The organism is Gilliamella sp. Gris3-2 (assembly GCF_001690345.1).
GTDB classification, from domain to species: Bacteria; Pseudomonadota; Gammaproteobacteria; order Enterobacterales; family Orbaceae; genus Gilliamella; species Gilliamella bombi.
This window is the reverse complement of the sequence record NZ_LZHB01000069.1, coordinates 89,421-108,333: the sequence shown is the minus strand read 5'-3', so window position 1 is coordinate 108,333 and position 18,913 is coordinate 89,421. Positions and strand designations below refer to the sequence as shown.

The following is an 18,913-nucleotide window of genomic DNA, read 5'->3' as shown; positions in this document are numbered from 1 at the left end:
GTTCCTTTACACATACCCTAAAGATTTTATTCGCTGATTGACATGCTCAGGAAAGATAGTTTGACTCCAAAGTCGTTCGCTTAAAGAAAGTAACGCCTCTTTTTGTCCAGCAACGATCCAATTAGACAATTCTGTAGCAACATCAGGGTATATTATTGGTTTTGGTGAAGGTAAATCTAACCAATACTTAAGTTTGATACAGTTTAAACTTTCCATAACCGTTGCCATATCAAGAGATCGTAAACATTGAGCATTATAAATTTGTTCAAATTGACCTGCCACAGGCTTAGTAAGAATCTTTTTACCAAGCGTTAATGCTTCAGAAATCAATGCAAAGCCCGTATTTGAAATAATGCCAGAGCAATTGACTAAAGCTTGCGTAAAACTATCACGACTAAGAGGTTGAAAATTAATATTACCTCGTTGCGATTCTTGCTTTATATCTGGGTGAAAACAGATAAATTGACGATCTTGAAATTGGTTTAACATACCAATGATCTCATCTATACCTTCAAACGGCAAATAAACCACAATGCTGCCATCTTCTGTTGGTGTGGCATTAAATGAATCAATCATCGGTGGCAATAACTTATGCCCAAAATGAAACCAATGCAAACCAATAGGCTTAGTAACTGGCGCATAATATTTCATAATTACATTGGCAACTAACCCATATTCTTTAGGTTTAAGATATTGGCATACGGCCTGATTACTTATACCTAAACAGTCACGTTGCTGATGATGTGCGGCCCAAGCAGTGACTGGCTCAAAATCACTAATAATACAATCATACTTTGATAAATCGAGTTCCCGCACGTCTTTAATCAGCCTGAAAGCGCGAATTCGTTGTATGGTTTTACGAAAATTAATTTTACCGTTTAGTGTTGCAAAGGTGACACCTCGATAAGTCTTATAATCACCAAAAACTTGCATATCAAAATAGTCTTTAGGATCACGTCCACTAAAAATATAATCAACATCAGCTCCAGCTTTTTTTAATGCTTTAGCTAAAGTTCTACAACGACTGACATGGCCATTTCCTGTTCCTTGAACACCAAAAAGAATCTTCATATCAATATTATTTGCCAATTATTATTGATAAATATCATACCAGAACACGTTATAATTATCTTATTTTTTTACACATTAACTTAAAATTTTAGTATTTTTAATATATTAATAGACAAGTCGACAAATCAATACAATTAAATTAAACTAGTTGTATCAAGGTGATATTTAAACTTTAAGTAGGGCTATTATTTATTTTACAAAAAATAGCGAGATATCAAGATGCCTATAACACCCAAAAATAAACCAATTTGCCTGATAATTGTATTAGCATCAATACTATTTTGGTTTAGTTATTCTTCATGGCATTTATCTAACTTACTATTATCACCAGCTTTAACTTGTCATTCTGCTCATTCCACATCTGAATTAACACCTAAACACGAATCTATTTCTAACGAGCCAGTTTTGGTTTTGCGAAAAAACACAATCATATCATCTTGTGCTTTGTTTCATCAGTGTTCAACCTGTAATATTTTAAATTCTCATTTTCCTACAAAACTTTATATTTCGTCTAGCAGTGAACGATATCTGCCCATTAAGCCTATTCTACAATATAACGAATTTATTCCAGAGTTAAGACCGCCGCAAGCTGTTTAATTGATTTATGTAAATAAAAGCAGTAAGTAACACAACACGTAATAACTGAATTATATTGATATTTGTTTTATCAGTATAACCATCAGGTTATTGTTAAACTTAACTATTTTTGAGGAACATCATGAAACGTCGAAATTTTTTGATAAATATTACCACAGCTATCGGTGGATTAGTCGCAACTAAAGCTATAGCCCAAATGGGGCACAATAATATGCATGACACAATGTGTGATACTCATTCTGATGAATGTCAAAAGGGGGATAATATGCACCAACACATGAATATGGACATGAATCACAATCAAATGCCGCAAAAACTTTTATCGACTTCAGCCCTACCACAAGGAATGGATCTACCAACTTTGACCAACTTAAAAAATGAGAGCAAGAAAAAAGGTGTTTTTGAAGCAACATTACATATAAAACCAACCAAAATTGCATTAACGCCAGATTTAACCACGGAATTTTGGACCTATAATGGAATGATACCTGGTCCGAAAATTGAAGTATTTGAAGAAGACCATGTTAAAATCACTGTAAAAAATGAACTTACTCAATCAACGACAATTCATTGGCACGGCTTGCTCATTCCATCTGATCAAGACGGCAACCCACAAAACGAAATTCCAGCAGGAGGCAGTCGAACTTATGAGTTTACCATTCCTAAAGATACGGCTGGCACTTATTGGTATCATCCTCACGGACACAATACAGTAGCCGAACAAGTTTATCGAGGTTTAGCTGGTACATTTATTGTTCGTAGCAAACACGATCCACTTGCATCGTTCCCTGAACAAAATTGGTTCTTTTCTGACTTAAAATTAACCGACAAAGGCCAAATTGCTGATAATTCAATGGTTGATTGGATGAATGGACGTGAAGGCCAATTTGTATTGATAAATGGCAGTTACCGCCCAAAAATCAAAATAGATTCAGCCACACATATCCGAGTATGGAATTCGTGTTCAGGTCGATATCTCAATCTTTCTATCCCTAACTGCGATGTCTTTTTAGTTGGCACTGATGGAGGACTATTAGCTAAACCCTACCTGCTTACCAAACCCTTATTATTAACTCCGGCTGAACGTGCTGAATTAGTCATAATACCAAAACAAACTGGTACTGTATATTTACAATCAATCGGATATGATCGCAATAAAATGGGCAATGTACCGCCAGAACAAGATATAATACTAGGTGAGTTAACACTGACTAAATCCGAGCCAATCACCTTACCAAACACATTAAACCAACTACCTAATATGGGGCCAGCTGTCGTCCATAAATTACTGGAATATACCGAAGTAATGGACATGAAAGAGCCGCGTGGTGGTGTGTTATTTTTAATTAATGGTAAACGTCATGACATGTCGCGAATTGATCTAAAAAGCAAAATTCACGATATTGAAGAATGGACAATATTTAATAACTCCCATATGGATCACAATTTCCACATCCATGGCGCACAATTTATTGTACAATCGCACGAGTTAAATGGTAAAAAAACTCAGCCTGATTATATTGCCTTAAAAGATACCATTAATTTGCGGCCACACGAAAAACTTACCATCAAAATACAGCAAAATCTTCCTGGGCTTCGCATGTATCACTGTCACATTATTGAACATGAAACAACTGGCATGATGGGGCAATTAATGGTGGAATAATATTTATTCCTTTATCCCTTTCCTTGATTCAATTTTTAGTATGGTTGGATTGAGGGAAGGTAAATTAACAAAAACTCGCTTATCATTACTGAAAAAAAGCGAGTTTTTATAAACCTATCATCTTATTAAAATTCCTTTTATTAAATTATTCCCCTTGTAATAAGGGTTTTTTATTTTGCTAAAAAATGCTAAAATGCGCAGATTATGATCGTCATCAACTATTGGCAAAAACTCAACAAACGATTGATTATCAAAACCGCTTTATCGCACTTATTATTAGGTGTGATTGCTGCTGGGTTTGGTTTATGTCAAAACGAAGTGCTTCCATCGGAATCTGATGTTTCGCACAGTGGAATTATTGCTATTACATCCATTGTACAAGATCACAGAGAAACAGCACAAAGAAAGTTACCAACACTAGCACTATCATGTTCCCCAAAACAGCATACTGTAGTACTTTTAATAACGCCCAATTATGATGATCTTTCCCATAGCAAGACAATCCGACTATCCCCTTACAACGGCATACGAGCTGGACCAAAAACTACCTCTTAGAATTTACGCACAAATAAAACTAATTTTTATTCAAGGTAAAAGCCTTAAAATCCGTATTAAAAAACAAGAGAAAAGTTATGTTATTAAAATTATTAACAAAAGTATTTGGTAGCCGCAATGAGCGCGTATTAAAAAGTATGCGTAAACGAGTTGAAAAAATTAATGCACTTGAACCAGACATGGAAGCATTAACCGATGATGAACTAAAAGCAAAAACTACAGAATTTAAAGACAGGATTGCCTCTGGAACTCAATTAGATGATATTTTGGAAGAAGCTTTCGCTGTGGTACGTGAAGCGAGTAAACGTGTATTTGGCATGCGTCATTTTGATGTGCAGTTAATCGGTGGTATGGTATTAAATGAACGTTGCATTGCCGAAATGCGTACGGGTGAAGGTAAAACTTTAACAGCGACATTACCTGCCTACTTAAATGCACTAACAGGTAAAGGTGTACACGTTGTTACGGTTAATGATTACTTAGCGCAGCGAGACGCTGAAAATAATCGTCCTTTATTCGAATTTTTGGGCTTAACTGTAGGGATTAACCTGCCAAATATGCCCACACACATAAAACGTGAGGCTTACAACGCAGATATCACCTATGGTACCAATAATGAATATGGTTTCGACTACCTACGCGATAATATGGTATTTACCAAAGATGCTCGTGTACAACGTCCATTACATTACGCCTTAGTCGATGAAGTTGACTCAATTTTAATTGATGAAGCAAGAACACCTCTGATTATTTCAGGTCAAGCGGAAGATAGTTCCGACAGATATATTAGCGTTGATAAAATCATTCCTTACTTAACCCGTCAAGAAAAAGAAGACTCTGACCAGTTCCAAGGTGATGGTGACTTCTCAATTGATGAAAAATCACGCCAAGTTAACTTAACAGAACGAGGCTTAGTTAAAGTTGAAGAATTACTGATAAAACAAGGTATCATGAAAGGTGATGAGTCACTTTATGCGCCAAGCAATATCGTATTGATGCATCACGTTAATGCAGCCCTACGCGCTCACCACCTATTCCACCGCGACGTTGATTATATTGTCAGAGATAACGAAATTATCATCGTTGACGAACATACTGGAAGAACAATGGATGGTCGACGTTGGTCTGATGGTTTACATCAAGCTGTTGAAGCAAAAGAGCACGTTAAAATCCAAAATGAGAACCAAACACTGGCTTCAATTACTTTCCAAAACTATTTCCGTTTATATGAAAAACTAGCGGGCATGACAGGTACTGCTGACACTGAAGCATTTGAGTTTAACCAAATTTATGGTTTAGATACGATTGTTATTCCAACTAATCGCCCAATGCAACGAAAAGATCAATCCGACCTTGTCTATATGACCGAAAAGGAAAAGATAAATGCGATTGTATCTGATGTACAAGAATGTGTAAAACGCGGTCAACCTGTTTTAGTCGGAACAGCATCAATCGAAAAATCAGAATTAGTTTCACAAGCATTTAAAAAAGCAGGTATCAAACATAATGTCCTAAATGCTAAATTCCATGCTCAAGAAGCAGAAATCATTGCTAATGCAGGGAGTAAAGGTGCAGTTACTATTGCAACCAACATGGCTGGTCGTGGTACTGATATTATGCTCGGTGGTAACTGGCAAAATGATATAGCAAAAATTGAAAATCCAACACAAGAAGACATCGAAAAAGCGAAACAAGCTTGGCAAACAAAACACGAAGAAGTGATTGAGTTAGGTGGACTTTATATTTTAGGTACTGAACGTCACGAGTCACGCCGTATCGACAACCAACTACGAGGTCGTGCAGGACGTCAAGGTGACCCTGGCGCTTCACGCTTTTATCTATCACTGGAAGATCCATTGATGAGAATTTTCGCCTCTGATCGTATGGGTAATATGATGCGTAAATTGGGTATGAAAGAAGGTGAAGCTATTGAACACCCATGGGTCACAAAAGCCATTGCCAATGCTCAAAAGAAAGTTGAAAGTCGCAACTTTGATATTCGTAAACAACTTCTTGAATATGATGATGTCGCCAACGATCAACGTAAAGTAATTTACCGAGAACGAAACGGTTTACTTGATAATACCGATATAAAAGATACCATTGATTCAATTCGAGGTGATGTATTTAACACTCTAATTGACCAATACATTCCACCACAATCAATTGAAGATATGTGGAATATACCAGGTCTTGAAACTGCACTAAAAACAGACTTTGATTTGGATTTACCGGTCGCAAAATGGCTAGATGAAGAGCAAAATCTGCACGAAGAAACATTGCGTGAACGAATCTTACAAATTGCTCAAGACAAATATTTAGAAAAAGAAAATATGGCTGGAGCTGAAGCATTTAGACATTTCGAGAAAAGTGTTATGTTACAAACACTTGATACGCTTTGGAAAGAACATTTAGCAGCTATGGATTATTTACGCCAAGGTATTCATTTGCGCGGCTATGCACAAAAAGATCCAAAACAGGAATATAAACGAGAATCGTTTAATATGTTTGCTAACATGCTAGAATCATTAAAATATGATGTTATTGGTATTTTGAGTCGCGTACAAATTCGCTCACAAGAAGAAGTTGACGAAGCTGAACGCCAACGCCTAGCAGAGATGGAAAAACTAATGGCCAAACAACAAGCTAATCATGATTCGGTAGCGAGTATAAATGGCGAAAATGAAGAACTATCAGCAGGTGCTTCTTCGCAACCAATAGTACGAACTCAAGCCAAAGTTGGTCGTAATGATCCATGCCCTTGTGGTTCAGGTAAAAAATATAAACATTGCCATGGTGCTGTTCAGTAAAGAAAAAATTTAGTATCATCAAATAAAGTTGATAATTAAATCGTCGATTAGGATCGACAATAGGTTGAAAGGGAAAGTTACAACTTTCCCTAATTTTACTCATAGGCAAATAGAATTATGAACAAACATATTGAAATTGCTGTAGGTATTATTCGTTCACAAAATTGTCAAATATTTATCACCCAACGCGGTGAAGACTCTCATCTTGCTGGTTTTTGGGAATTTCCTGGTGGAAAAATCGAGATCGGAGAAACGCCATATCAAACCTTACAACGAGAAATTGCTGAAGAAGTTGACATCCATATCCACCAAGCTCAATTTTTAGATATCTTTAAACACAGTTATGATGATCGCGATATCACAATTCATGCGTATTTAGTTGAAGAATGGGATGGAGTTCCTTTTGCTAAAGAAGGCCAACCAAGTCGTTGGGTTGACCAAGAAGATCTGAATGCCGACGAATTCCCTGACGCCAATCGACCGATCATCGAAATGCTTAAAAACTTAGATAAACAAATATAACTTAGTTATTACAATTTAGCTTGTTTGCTAGTCTAGTTTGTTTAATTTAACTTAGCTTTTTGTATAATTTTAGAGCTATTATATTTAGTTCATAAAATAAATGTACGCTGTTCCCCAACACCTAGAATAACACAATGCTAAAGCAAAAATTTACTATCACAAAGCTTTGATCTTATTTTAACTAATAATCCATTTAGCAATGACTAAATACATACCCAATAAACTCGGATTTAGGTCTATTTACTGTAACAACGAAACGAATAAGTAAGGATTTTTGTATATAAAAAAACTGCCATAAGCAGGTTTTATAAATTCGGAAATTGGCTCCTCCAACAGGACTTGAACCTGTGACATACGGATTAACAGTCCGCCGTTCTACCGACTGAACTATGGAGGAACACTTAACGGGATGAATATTAACTATATATAACGCTAATGTCAATCTCTAAAACAGCAAATAGAATTAACTGCTCAGCTTGTAATCAAATTAATCTGTAGATATGCTAAGATAATTAAATATATTATTAACAGGTAAAATAGCATTTATGAAAAAAAATATTTGTATTTTTTGCGGAGCAAGCGAAGGAAGCCAATTAGAATATCGTACACAAGCAGAACAATTAGGCAAAACTTTAGCAGAACAAAATCGACGGCTAATTTATTATGGTGGTGGTAATAAGGGATTAATGGGCATTATTGCTAATGCGGCACTAGCTCATGGTGGAGAGGTGATTGGTATTATTCCTGAACGTTTAGTCAAAGCCGAAACAGCACACCACGGTATCACTCGTTTAGAAGTAGTGGATAATATGCATCAACGCAAAGCAAGACTTTCGGAATTAGCTGATGGTTTTATTGCAATGCCAGGAGGAACTGGAACTTTAGAAGAATTTTTTGAAGTTTGGACAGCAATGCAAATAGGTTATCATGAAAAGCCCGTTGCATTATTTAATGTGTTAGAATTTTGGCAACCAATGCTTAATTTTTGCAACATGCAGTTAATGAAGGTTTTGTTCGAGATAGTTTTTATAAAACATTAATTGTTTCGGAAGATCATCAAACTATACTACAACAAATGGATCATTTTATCCCTAAAGATTTACAGCGCTGGGTAAAAAAATAGCTTAAATGTCATATTATATAAAAACGCCATCACTTGATGACGCTTTTATTTATATGTTTAAAATTACGCAGCAGTTACAGCTTCTGACTCTGGTTGTTTAATAAATGCATATGCTACACCAGCAACTACAGCACCAACAACGATAGATAATAAGTAGCCAACTACTGGTTTAACAACGCCTGGAATTGCTAAAGCAAATAAACCACCATGCGGCGTCATTAATGTTGAACCGAAGGCTAACGCCATACCACCAGTAATAGCACCACCAACAATACAACATGGGATAACACGTAATGGATCGCGCGCAGCAAATGGAATTGCTCCTTCTGAAATAAAGCATAAGCCTAATACCAATGAAGCCTTACCACTTTCTTGTTCAGTTTTAGCAAATTTTTTGCGCGCAATCAATGTCGCAATTCCCATTGCTAAAGGTGGAACCATGCCCCCAGCCATAACCGCTGCCATTGGAGCATAAACTTGCGCTGAAATTAAACCTGTACCAAATGCATAAGCAACCTTATTTATTGGTCCACCCATATCAGTACACATCATGCCACCTAATATAGCGCCCAATATAACGGCATTGGCCGTACCCATTGAATTTAACCATACTGTTACAACGTTCATTAACCACGCAATAGGCGTACCAACAATAAATTGCATCACAAGACCGGTAATAAGCGTTGCAAATAGTGGTACGATTAATATTGGTTTCAATGCCTCTAGACTTTTTGGTAATGGTAAATATTTAGTGATTAATAGTGCTAGATAACCTGCAAAATAACCAATAATAATTCCACCTAAAAAGCCAGCGCCCGTCGAAACTGCTAGTAAACCGCCAACAAGTCCTGGTGCAAGACCGGGTCTGTCAGCAATGGAATAAGCAATATAACCTGAAAGCAGTGGCACCATAAGTGAGAAAGCAAGACCACCGATTTCAGCTAAGTGCGATTCTCCAATTAATTTTTGTACTCCATCAACCATTTCAAATGAACCAAAAGCGAATGAAAGCGCAATAATCAAACCACCTGCAACCACCATTGGTAACATATAAGATACACCTGTTAGAAGGTGCTGATAAATACCTTTTTTCTCGTTGCTTGATTTAGCGGTTGAAGTATTTGATGACGGTTGATATACGGTTGCTTCTTCAAATGCTTTATCAAATTCTTGTGCTGTTTTTTTCAGAGCTGGACCTGTTTTGGTGCGATAAAGTTTTTTACCTGCAAATTTACTCAAATCAACATCAATATCACAAGCCGCAATTACAACATCGGCTGAAGCCACTTCTTCTGGTGTTAATTCATTACCGACACCAACTGAGCCACGTGTTTCAACCTTACACCACCATCCACGTTTTTTGGCTTCCTCTTCAATCGCTTCTGCTGCCATAAAGGTGTGAGCAACACCTGTTGGACATGCGGTTACCGCAACAATACGTTTTACACTGGTATTATTGCTTGGTGAAGACATAGCTTCGGCTGTTTGTTGATAAACACTCGCTTTACTTTGCGCATCTGTTAAAATCTGTTTTGGGTTAGCAAAAATTTGATTTAAATCATCAACGGCATAAACCTTTTTACCAACAACTGCTTTATCACTGATAGTTCCAGAACCTACTGCAACTATAACATCAGCCGATGTTGCATTATCAACCAGATTTAGATTTAATTCGTTTGCGGCTAAAGCTAATTCCGCTTTAGCCAAACGTCCATTTACTGGGCCTGTATTACTACCTTCAATAATATATATATTCATGAATACTCCTATTCAGAAATTATTTCAATTTTTTCTAGCATATTATTTACAATTTGGCAATCAGATATACCAACACCAGCTTGCCCAACTGATAAAGCTGCAACACTTGATGCAAAGACTAAAGTATCTTTAATTGAACGATTAGTCATTAAGCCATACATCAACCCGGCGACCATTGAATCACCGGCACCAACAGTACTAACTACATGACATTTTGGTGGTTTTGCAAGCCATGCTTCATTTTTAGTTACCCACAAAGCGCCTTTACTTCCTAGCGAGATCACTACATTTTCAATGCCATCGTTAACTAACTCCATAGCAGCTGCTTTAACATCTTCTAATGTTGGTAATTTGCGACCTACCCACATTTCTAGCTCTTTGTCATTGGGTTTAATTAACCATGGTTTTGCTTTTAATCCTGCAACTAATGCATCTCGGCTACTATCAAATACGATCTTTGGACAAATCGCTTTAACTTGTTCCATCCACTTAGTAAATTTATCAAGTGATACTCCAGCAGGTAAACTACCGCTGATAGCCACCATGTCAATATCTTTTAACCATTCAAGAGAATTTGTAACAAAACGTTGCCAATCTTGCTCGCTAATCGTGAAGCCTGAAAAATTAAGGTCAGTCACTTCACTATTTTCCTCAGTTAATTTAACATTAATGCGAGTACGACCTTCAATTGTTTCAAATTGATCAATCACATTTAATGATTTGAATAATAAGTTAAAACCATCACGATTTTCTTTACCTAAAAAACCGCCAATAGTTAATTGGACATCTAAATCCGACAAAACTTTAGCAACGTTGATACCTTTGCCTGCAGCAAGTAACGCATTGGTTTGGACTAAATTAACATCACCAAGCTCAACTTTGGGACAAAAACCCAAAAGATCATAAGCTGGGTTTAAAGTTATTGTTGCGACACGATAAGTCATTATTCAGTCCCCTCACCTAAACCATCCCCAATTGCTTTACCAATAGCATCAAGCGCCTGAGTAGCATCTTCACCTACTGCAGTAAATCGTAATCGACTACCTTTTTTAGCGCCTAGCGCAACAATTTTCATTAAACTCGTTGCACTTACTGGCTCACCTTTACCATCTAAATTAGCGACAGTAACCTTACAATTAAACTCTTTAACTAATTTTACTAGTACTGATGATGGGCGTGTATGTAAGCCATTTTCGTTTGGAATAATAAATTCACGACTTAATGATTCATTATTCGATTCAGCCACAGTCGACTCATTTGAAGATGTCGATTGGATTTCTGATTTATTAGATTCTATTGTCGCAGAACCAGATAAAAGAAGGCTGATAAGATCATCAGTATTGGCTGATAATAATAATTGTAATTTTTGGTTAAAAACTAAAGTTGCAATATTATTTACAATATCAGAAATAGAATCATCAACTGCTGATATGGTGATGAGTAACTTAACAGGCTTACCATCTTCATTAATATTACTGATGGTGCGACTAATCGCCATAGCATTTTTTAAATTACCTTGTTTGCTATCATTTAACCAAACTCCATCACCTAAATATGTAGGTTTATTGTCCAACACATCGGCAATAAAACTTGAATTTACAGCATTTTGCTGTTTTAGACGTGATGCATTTAATACTTGTAAAGTTGCTAAACTATCAGCAGGAATATCCAATAATAATGCAGATTCATTTATAGAAAATTGGCTATCTTCAGAACTTGTTTTACCAGTTAAAATAGCAATTGCTTCGTCGGCTGACTGAATTTTTTTAATTCGCTCCTCTACCCCTTCAGCTCCAAGTACGTGAGTTAGTTGACGGAGTAATTCTAAATGCTCATCAGAGCTTGCTGCAATACCAATTGCAAGATAGGCCTTTTCACCATCATCCCCCCATTGAACACCATTAGGAAAACAAAATACTTGTACCCCTGTTTTTTTGACTAAATGGCGAGTTTTAGTAGTTCCATGGGGAATAGCAAGGCCTATACCCAGATATGTGGCTGCTTGTGCTTCTCGTTCTAGCATTCCATCGACATAACCATCTTCAACAAATCCTGCATTGGTTAATGCCGTAGCAATTTTTTTTATCGCTTCAGTTTTATTGGTAGCTTGTTCATTTAAACGAATGTTTTCTTTAACTAAATGAAACATATAATAAATACCTCTGGGTTAATAATGTTGGGGCGACTAAAATGACTTAGAAAATACAAATCCTTTAATCAATTGAATCGTTTCAGCAATAATGAATAAATAAACATTAATTATCAAATAAATTATGTCTATTAATAAGTAATTTGTGATCTGGATCTTATTTTTTAATTTGAACTGTTTTAAAATTAACATATTTTTTATGCCTATTAATACCTTAACGGCTTAAGCTACCTCGATAGATCAATCGTCTTGGAATTATTGTTGTGCCCGATTGGTAATTATTGTTATGCAGATAGTTTAAAAACAGTTTTATTGTTACATCGGCAACTTCTTTATGATCTTGTGAAAGTGATATAACTTTACATGGTAAAAAATCTAACAATTCATTATCTCCAAAGGTAGCAATAGTTAAACTCTCGGGTAAGTGCCCAAATTTTCTTAAAATTGCATCAATGCTCCCCTGTAATAAAGAAAAAGAGGTAGTAAATATGCCATTAGGCAATTCATGACTTTCTAGCCATTGACTAAAGGCTAAATCAGCATCTCGTCGACTATAGTTATTTGCATATAAAAAATCAACTTTATTACAATTGTCAAGTTTGATATCTTTAAAACCATCTAAACGAAGTTGACTAACAGATAAGTTTGGTAAGGCTCCTATATAAACCACTGAATCTTGTACAAAGTTATTAAATGCTTGAGCAAGTGATTTAGAATCTTGTTTATCTGCACCTACAATATTTCTAAATTTAGAGATGGATAATATTCGATCAAGTGCAAATAATGGAATCTTTTCGTTTTGCCAGTCATCATAAAAAAAATAATCTTGAGCAAAAACAAACGAAGAAGAAACAATTAAGGCATCTACGCGACGCTGCTGAAGGTGTTTGACACACTCTCTTTCGACTTGTGGATTATCTTCGGAACATGCAATTAGTAATTGATATCCTTCCTTTCTTACCAATTGTTCTAAATAATTAGCTATGCGAGTGTAACTGTTGTTTTCTAAATCAGGAATAATAATGCCTATAGTCCGGGTTTTACCTGCTCTAAGCCCCGCTGCTACCGCATTGGGTTGGTAATTATGTTTTTTCACCACCAACATAACTTTTTCGACTGTTTTATCACTAACGCGGTACTTTTTGGCTTTTCCATTGATCACATAACTGGCCGTCGTCCTTGATACACCAGCTAAAAGTGCTATTTCCTGTAATTTCATTATAATTATCTCAACAAAAATATTGCCAATTATTTAACATGGTTAGAAATAAATAGTAAACAATAATTTTTATTTACTTAATTAAACAATTGTAACTTTTTACTATTAAGATTAATTAATTTCCATTGTATTTGTTAATAGTAAATAGCAATATTTTGATTGTGAATATTTTCAATTTTGACCGGTGTATCAAATATATCTTCTAAAATATTGGCTTTCATAATCTGTTGTGAATTGCCTTGGTATATTAATTCACCATTTTTCATCGCTAAGATGTAATCTGAATATACGGATGCAAAGTTGATATCATGAATAACAATCACAATGGTTTTACCCAGCTCATCGGCTGCGCGGCGCAATTGTTTCATCATGGCAACAGCATGTTTCATATCAAGATTATTGAGTGGTTCATCAAGTAATACATATTCAGTATCTTGACATAACACCATAGCAACATAAGCTCGTTGCCGTTGACCACCAGATAATTCATCTAAAAAGCGGTCTTTATATTCAGTAAGATCTAAAAAATCGAGCGCTCGATAAATATGGTTATAATCATCAGCATTTAAACGCCCTTTGGTATAAGGATAACGCCCAAATCCAACTAGTTCAAAAACAGACAATCTACTGGTAAAACGGTTTTCTTGTCTCAATACTGATAAATAAGTGGCAAGTTTATCACTTGGCGTATTAACAACATCCATATTTTGAATTTTAACTTGTCCTTCATCAGCTAATAGAAGACGACTTATAATTGATAATAGCGTCGATTTTCCCGCCCCATTTGGACCAATAATAGCAGTAATTCCACCTTGTGAAATCGTCGCATTGACATTTTTTAATACAGATACTGTTTGATAGTTTTTACTAACATTATCAATTTTTATCACTTTGGAACCTTTTTTAATAATAAGAAGATAAACAAAGAACCACCAATGAATTCAATGACAATGGATAATGCACCAACCATATTTAATACTCGCTCTAAGAACATTTGTCCACCGACCAGAAAAATAACACCTAACAAAAAAGCAGTAGGCAGTAAAAAACGATGTTGGTTTGATCCACTAATACTATAAGCTAAATTAGTAATTAAAAGCCCCAAAAAAGTGAATGGACCGACTAATGCCGTTGACACTGACACTAAAACTGAAACTAGCAATAATATAATAGCGGCACTTTTTTGATAATCGATACCCAAATTGATTGCATTATCCCGACCCAACGCAAGTACATCAAATTTAAATCGCATTTGCCATAAAAATAGACCAACAATAGCTACTATTACTAACGAAAAGATAATCAATACAGGCTCTGCACGCGTAAATGTAGCAAAAATACGACTTTGAAGCACAGCAAATTCAGACGGAGTCATTAAGCGTTGCAATAGATTAGAAAAACTACGGAATAATGTGCCTAAAATAATTCCTATTAATAATACCAAATGTAAATTTTTCTTGAGTCTAGTAAACAAACCTCGATATAAAAATAAAGAGAATAAAATTAATAAAAGTGATTCGAATACAAATTTACCAATAATACCAATATAAGGAATACCTTGTGAATCAATACAAAAGATTACAACAGTTTGAATAAGTACAAATAGTGATTCGAATCCCATAATAGAAGGTGTTAATATTCGATTGTTGGTAACTGTTTGAAAAAGCAGTGTTGATGTCGCAGCCGAAAAAGCGACTAAAATCATAGTTAGCATTACCCACGTTCGATGCTTCAAAATATAGCTAATATTGCCTTTAAGGTTGAAGGTCATAAAACATGTTATGCATATTAAAGCAATAATTAACAATAAAAGAACTCTTTTTTGACACAAAATATGGCGTTTTTGATTAACTAACATGACGTTTTCGACTCAACAATATTAAAAAAATAATAGCGCCAACTACGCCAAGAATAACACTCACGGGTATCTCAAAAGGATAGCGAATTACACGCCCAATAATATCGCAAATTAAAACTAATCCACTACCAAACAAACAGATCCATGGAATGGTTTTACGAACATTGTCCCCAAATAATAAACTAACAATATTTGGTACAATCAATCCTAAAAATGGTAAAACTCCAACAACTACAACGACAATACCACCAATTAATGCAATAACAATAAGTCCTGTTAACATAACACGACCATAGTTAAGCCCTACATTAATAGAAAAATCACGCCCCAAGCCAACTACAGTAAACTGATCCGCACACCAACAAGCAAGTAATGTCAAACCACCCACCAACCATAATAATTCGTAACGACCTTTTAAAATAGCTGAAAAATCACCTGATTCCCAACCACCAAGTGATTGTAATAAATCAAAATACATGGCAAAAAATGTAGTAATAGCGCTAATAACTGCACCTAACATAATGCCAATAAGAGGTACCATTATTGCTGACTTTAAAATAATCTTTCGAGAAATCGCCATAAATATCATTGTGCCAATCATAGCAAATAGGCTAGCAACAACCATTTTAGTCATGACACTAGCGCCAGGAGCTAAAACCATCATAACTAATAAGCCAAGACTAGCCGATTGAGTAGTGCCAACTAAAGAAGGTTCAACAAATCGATTTTGTGTTAATAATTGCATAATCAAACCTGCAACACTCATGGCGCTACCTGCTAACAATAAGGCAACAGTTCGAGGAATACGGCTTACAAAAAAAATCTCACGCATATTGCTATCTGACCATAAATCAAATAGTGTCACATGCCCTGCACCAATAAATAAACTTATTGCAGTCATGATCAATAAAATGAACATACCTGCAATAAAATAAAATGATTTAATCATGCTTTACATTAATGCGCTGGTTCACTTTGCAAAGCGACACCTATTTGATCCATCAAACGGCTATAGGTTTGAATACCGCCAGCAATATACATAGAAGAAGAATCTAAATAAACAATATGGTTTTGTTGCCATGCAGCAGTTTTTCGGATCAATTCGTTGTCAAGCACTTGTTGTGCAGACTGAGCTTCTTTATTACCAATTGCATTATCTCTATCTAACACAAATATCCACTGCGGATTAACACTCAAAATAAATTCAGAGGTAACAGCATTACCATGACGACCAGCTTCTTGGAAAGTAGTTGCTGGCTGAAAACCGAGCACATCAAACACAAAACCAAAACGAGATTTTGAGCCATAAGCCGACATTTTACCGCCATTAACCATAATCACTAGTGCTGTGCCAGCAGTAGTTGTCTTGGTTTTCAATTGTTCGATTTTTTGATTAAAATCGACAATAAGTTTCTTAGCTTCATTTTGTTTATTGAAGATTGAGCCTAATTGTTCTGTTCTTTGAGTTAAACTACTTAAAAAATTATTTGGGTCAATATCTAAAGAAATCGTCGGAGCAATATCATTCAATTTTTTATAAGCATCAGTAGCGCGACCTCCAGCAACAATAACATCTGGTTGAATTGAACTTAAAACTTCATAATTTGGTTCAAATAAAGTGCCCACATTAGTGTAGTCTTTCCGTCCATATTTAGATAAGAAAGTTGGATAATGTACGTCTGATTGAGGCACTGCTGTCACAGGAATATTTAATGCGTCCATGATATCAAGTGTTGCAGTATTAAAAACAACAACTTTTTTAGGATTTTCAGGCACATCGGTTTTACCTTGAGCATGTTCAATGGTAAGCGTATTTGCAGAGGTTTGCTGTTCTTTTTTATTGTCACATCCAACCAAAACAAGCAAAACAGCAAGCAAAACTAAAAATTTCACTTTGATATATGAATACATTGTAACTCCTAATTATCAACCAAATAAAAAACAAAAAACGATAATTATAATAATTATCATTTACATTAAGATTGTAACTAAAAACTTTGCTCTATTCAATGCACTTTAAATATTTAAAAATTTAATATGTGACAAAAGACAGATTAAATAGCGCTCAAATGAATGGATTAAAAAGCTATCGATTTATTCGATAGCATAATTAATATTGGTGATTAAGGGTGTTTAGTGGGATCAAGCGATAAATCTTTAAGTTTTCTAGTTAAGGTATTTCGCCCCCAGCCTAACAGATGAGAAGCATCTTGTTTGTGACCTCGAGTAAAATTAAGTGCACTTCTTAGTAAGATTCGTTCAACATCATTTATTGCTTCAGTCAAAATTCCTGTTTTACCATCTATTAGAGCTTGTTTTGCCCATTGTTCCAGCAATACTTTCCAATCAACTTCTTGTTGAGAAAAGTGGCTTGTAGGCAATGTGGTATTTTCATTTGTAACCACTGTTTTAGCTGTCGATAATTGCAACAATTCTGGAGGCAAGTCCTGAACTAAAACTTCTTTATTCGAAGACATCACCGTAACCCAGCGACAAATATTTTCGAGTTGACGAACATTACCCGGCCAATTAAAGCGACATAAAACATTTAAAGCTTCCGAACTGAATACTTTACTTTCTGCCCCCAATTCTTTGGCGGTTGTATGTAAAAAATGTTCTGATAGTTTTGGTATATCTTCAATTCGATCGCGTAGCGGTGGCAATAAGATACGAATTACATTTAGACGATGAAAAAGATCTTCTCTAAATTTACCCTCACGAACCCTAGTTTGTAAATCTTGATGAGTAGCTGCAATAATACGGACATCTACCTTGACAGGTGAATAACCGCCGATACGATAAAATTGCCCATCAGCAAGCACCCTTAATAATCTGGTTTGAACATCAAGTGGCATATCACCAATTTCATCTAGAAATAATGTTCCACCATTCGCTTGTTCAAACCTCCCGTGCCTAATTTGAGCCGCTCCAGTAAACGCCCCTTTTTCATGTCCAAAAAGTTCTGACTCAATAAGATCTTTAGGTATGGCTGCCATATTTAGCGCAATAAAAGGGGATTGTGAGCGTGGGCTATGGATATGTAATGCTTTTGCAACTAATTCTTTCCCCGTTCCTGATTCACCATTAATTAATACACTAATTGATGATTTGGAAAGCCTACCAATAATACGAAAAACTTCCTGCATTGAAGGTGCTTCACCAATAATACCTGTCGAGGCTTTACTTGTTGTATTATTATTGGTTTTATTACTTTGGGTTTGTGAAATCGCACGTTCAACCAATTGAATAACTTCATCCACATCAAAAGGTTTAGGAATATAATCATAAGCACCTTTTTGATAGGCATTTACTGCTGCATCTAGATCGGAATGAGCAGTCATAATAATAACTGGCAAATTCGGCATTTGCTCTTTAATATGATGAAGCAATGTCAAACCATCAAGTCCTGGCATTTTAATATCAGAAATTAGTACAGCTGGTTTTTGTACATATGTATCTAATGCATCAATAACTTGTTGACCACTCTCAAAGCTAACACAGTTAAAATGAGCATTAGTTAATGCTTTTTCTAATACCCATCGAATAGAGCTATCATCATCAACAATCCAAACATTCATTTTCATT

General features: G+C 35.5%; 15 protein-coding genes, 1 tRNA gene and 1 pseudogene. 6 read left to right on the top strand and 11 right to left on the bottom strand.

The window, feature by feature from the left end; genetic code table 11:
• Nucleotides 1-6: 6 nt before the first annotated feature.
• A complete protein-coding gene (locus A9G32_RS09555; protein ID WP_218055881.1) occupies nucleotides 7-1,089 on the bottom strand; it encodes an MJ1255/VC2487 family glycosyltransferase in 1,083 nt (360 codons plus the stop codon).
• Between the two features lie 201 nt (nucleotides 1,090-1,290).
• Between A9G32_RS09555 and A9G32_RS09550 the strand changes: the two genes are divergently transcribed.
• From A9G32_RS09550 to mutT, 5 genes are all read left to right on the top strand, one after another.
• Nucleotides 1,291-1,668: a hypothetical protein gene (locus tag A9G32_RS09550; RefSeq protein ID WP_065589406.1), complete on the top strand. Its 378-nt coding sequence runs from the start codon at nucleotides 1,291-1,293 to the stop codon at nucleotides 1,666-1,668.
• Nucleotides 1,669-1,789: 121 nt separating this feature from the next.
• Nucleotides 1,790-3,334, top strand: coding sequence for a multicopper oxidase family protein (locus A9G32_RS09545; protein WP_065589405.1), 1,545 nt, complete (start codon nucleotides 1,790-1,792; stop codon nucleotides 3,332-3,334).
• Between the two features lie 204 nt (nucleotides 3,335-3,538).
• Entirely contained in the window at nucleotides 3,539-3,889 is a 351-nt protein-coding gene (locus tag A9G32_RS09540) for a hypothetical protein (RefSeq protein WP_065589404.1), read from the top strand.
• Between the two features lie 77 nt (nucleotides 3,890-3,966).
• The gene (gene secA, locus A9G32_RS09535) at nucleotides 3,967-6,699 is read left to right on the top strand and encodes a preprotein translocase subunit SecA (protein WP_065589403.1); all 2,733 of its coding nucleotides are present in this window, start codon (nucleotides 3,967-3,969) and stop codon (nucleotides 6,697-6,699) included.
• A gap of 117 nt (nucleotides 6,700-6,816) precedes the next feature.
• Nucleotides 6,817-7,221, top strand: coding sequence for an 8-oxo-dGTP diphosphatase MutT (gene mutT / locus A9G32_RS09530; RefSeq protein WP_065589402.1), 405 nt, complete (start codon nucleotides 6,817-6,819; stop codon nucleotides 7,219-7,221).
• A 321-nt stretch (nucleotides 7,222-7,542) separates the two neighbouring features.
• Here the strand turns inward: mutT and A9G32_RS09525 are convergent.
• Nucleotides 7,543-7,618, bottom strand: a tRNA-Asn gene (locus A9G32_RS09525).
• 148 nt (nucleotides 7,619-7,766) lie between these two features.
• Between A9G32_RS09525 and A9G32_RS09520 the strand changes: the two are divergent.
• A pseudogene (locus A9G32_RS09520) lies at nucleotides 7,767-8,344 on the top strand (TIGR00730 family Rossman fold protein).
• 63 nt (nucleotides 8,345-8,407) lie between these two features.
• Here A9G32_RS09520 and fruA read toward each other — a convergent pair.
• From fruA to glnG, 9 genes are all read right to left on the bottom strand, one after another.
• Nucleotides 8,408-10,102 (bottom strand): PTS fructose transporter subunit IIBC, encoded by a 1,695-nt coding sequence (fruA, locus tag A9G32_RS09515; RefSeq protein WP_065589401.1) that lies wholly within the window; start codon nucleotides 10,100-10,102, stop codon nucleotides 8,408-8,410.
• An 8-nt stretch (nucleotides 10,103-10,110) separates the two neighbouring features.
• Nucleotides 10,111-11,046: a 1-phosphofructokinase gene (gene fruK / locus A9G32_RS09510; protein ID WP_065589400.1), complete on the bottom strand. Its 936-nt coding sequence runs from the start codon at nucleotides 11,044-11,046 to the stop codon at nucleotides 10,111-10,113.
• Nucleotides 11,046-12,251, bottom strand: coding sequence for a fused PTS fructose transporter subunit IIA/HPr protein (gene fruB, locus A9G32_RS09505; RefSeq protein WP_065589399.1), 1,206 nt, complete (start codon nucleotides 12,249-12,251; stop codon nucleotides 11,046-11,048). Before fruB ends, fruK begins: the two co-directional genes overlap by 1 nt.
• Before the next feature lie 214 nt (nucleotides 12,252-12,465).
• Nucleotides 12,466-13,470 carry a catabolite repressor/activator gene (gene cra, locus A9G32_RS09500; RefSeq protein ID WP_065589398.1) on the bottom strand — a complete coding sequence of 335 codons (1,005 nt, stop codon included), beginning with the start codon at nucleotides 13,468-13,470 and terminating at the stop codon, nucleotides 12,466-12,468.
• A gap of 134 nt (nucleotides 13,471-13,604) precedes the next feature.
• Entirely contained in the window at nucleotides 13,605-14,360 is a 756-nt protein-coding gene (locus tag A9G32_RS09495; protein ID WP_065589397.1) for an iron ABC transporter ATP-binding protein, read from the bottom strand.
• Complete coding sequence (locus tag A9G32_RS09490) at nucleotides 14,357-15,328, bottom strand: iron chelate uptake ABC transporter family permease subunit (RefSeq protein ID WP_065589396.1); 972 nt, start codon at nucleotides 15,326-15,328, stop codon at nucleotides 14,357-14,359. The genes A9G32_RS09495 and A9G32_RS09490 overlap by 4 nt, the downstream gene beginning before the upstream one ends.
• Entirely contained in the window at nucleotides 15,318-16,274 is a 957-nt protein-coding gene (locus tag A9G32_RS09485; RefSeq protein WP_065589458.1) for an ABC transporter permease, read from the bottom strand. Before A9G32_RS09485 ends, A9G32_RS09490 begins: the two co-directional genes overlap by 11 nt.
• A gap of 11 nt (nucleotides 16,275-16,285) precedes the next feature.
• Entirely contained in the window at nucleotides 16,286-17,239 is a 954-nt protein-coding gene (locus tag A9G32_RS09480; RefSeq protein ID WP_141671441.1) for a siderophore ABC transporter substrate-binding protein, read from the bottom strand.
• 212 nt (nucleotides 17,240-17,451) lie between these two features.
• Complete coding sequence (gene glnG / locus A9G32_RS09475; RefSeq protein ID WP_065561467.1) at nucleotides 17,452-18,912, bottom strand: nitrogen regulation protein NR(I); 1,461 nt, start codon at nucleotides 18,910-18,912, stop codon at nucleotides 17,452-17,454.
• Between the last annotated feature and the right edge of the window lies 1 nt (nucleotide 18,913).

Bases quoted from the DNA above. Each gene is read 5' to 3' on its own strand.
- A9G32_RS09550 (WP_065589406.1), top strand. From the start codon at position 1,291: ATGCCTATAACACCCAAAAATAAACCAATTTGCCTGATAATTGTATTA.
- A9G32_RS09545 (WP_065589405.1), top strand. From the start codon at position 1,790: ATGAAACGTCGAAATTTTTTGATAAATATTACCACAGCTATCGGTGGA.
- A9G32_RS09540 (WP_065589404.1), top strand. From the start codon at position 3,539: ATGATCGTCATCAACTATTGGCAAAAACTCAACAAACGATTGATTATC.
- secA (WP_065589403.1), top strand. From the start codon at position 3,967: ATGTTATTAAAATTATTAACAAAAGTATTTGGTAGCCGCAATGAGCGC.
- mutT (WP_065589402.1), top strand. From the start codon at position 6,817: ATGAACAAACATATTGAAATTGCTGTAGGTATTATTCGTTCACAAAAT.
- fruA (WP_065589401.1), bottom strand. From the start codon at position 10,102: ATGAATATATATATTATTGAAGGTAGTAATACAGGCCCAGTAAATGGA.
- fruK (WP_065589400.1), bottom strand. From the start codon at position 11,046: ATGACTTATCGTGTCGCAACAATAACTTTAAACCCAGCTTATGATCTT.
- fruB (WP_065589399.1), bottom strand. From the start codon at position 12,251: ATGTTTCATTTAGTTAAAGAAAACATTCGTTTAAATGAACAAGCTACC.
- cra (WP_065589398.1), bottom strand. From the start codon at position 13,470: ATGAAATTACAGGAAATAGCACTTTTAGCTGGTGTATCAAGGACGACG.
- A9G32_RS09490 (WP_065589396.1), bottom strand. From the start codon at position 15,328: ATGTTAGTTAATCAAAAACGCCATATTTTGTGTCAAAAAAGAGTTCTT.
- A9G32_RS09480 (WP_141671441.1), bottom strand. From the start codon at position 17,239: ATGTATTCATATATCAAAGTGAAATTTTTAGTTTTGCTTGCTGTTTTG.
- glnG (WP_065561467.1), bottom strand. From the start codon at position 18,912: ATGAAAATGAATGTTTGGATTGTTGATGATGATAGCTCTATTCGATGG.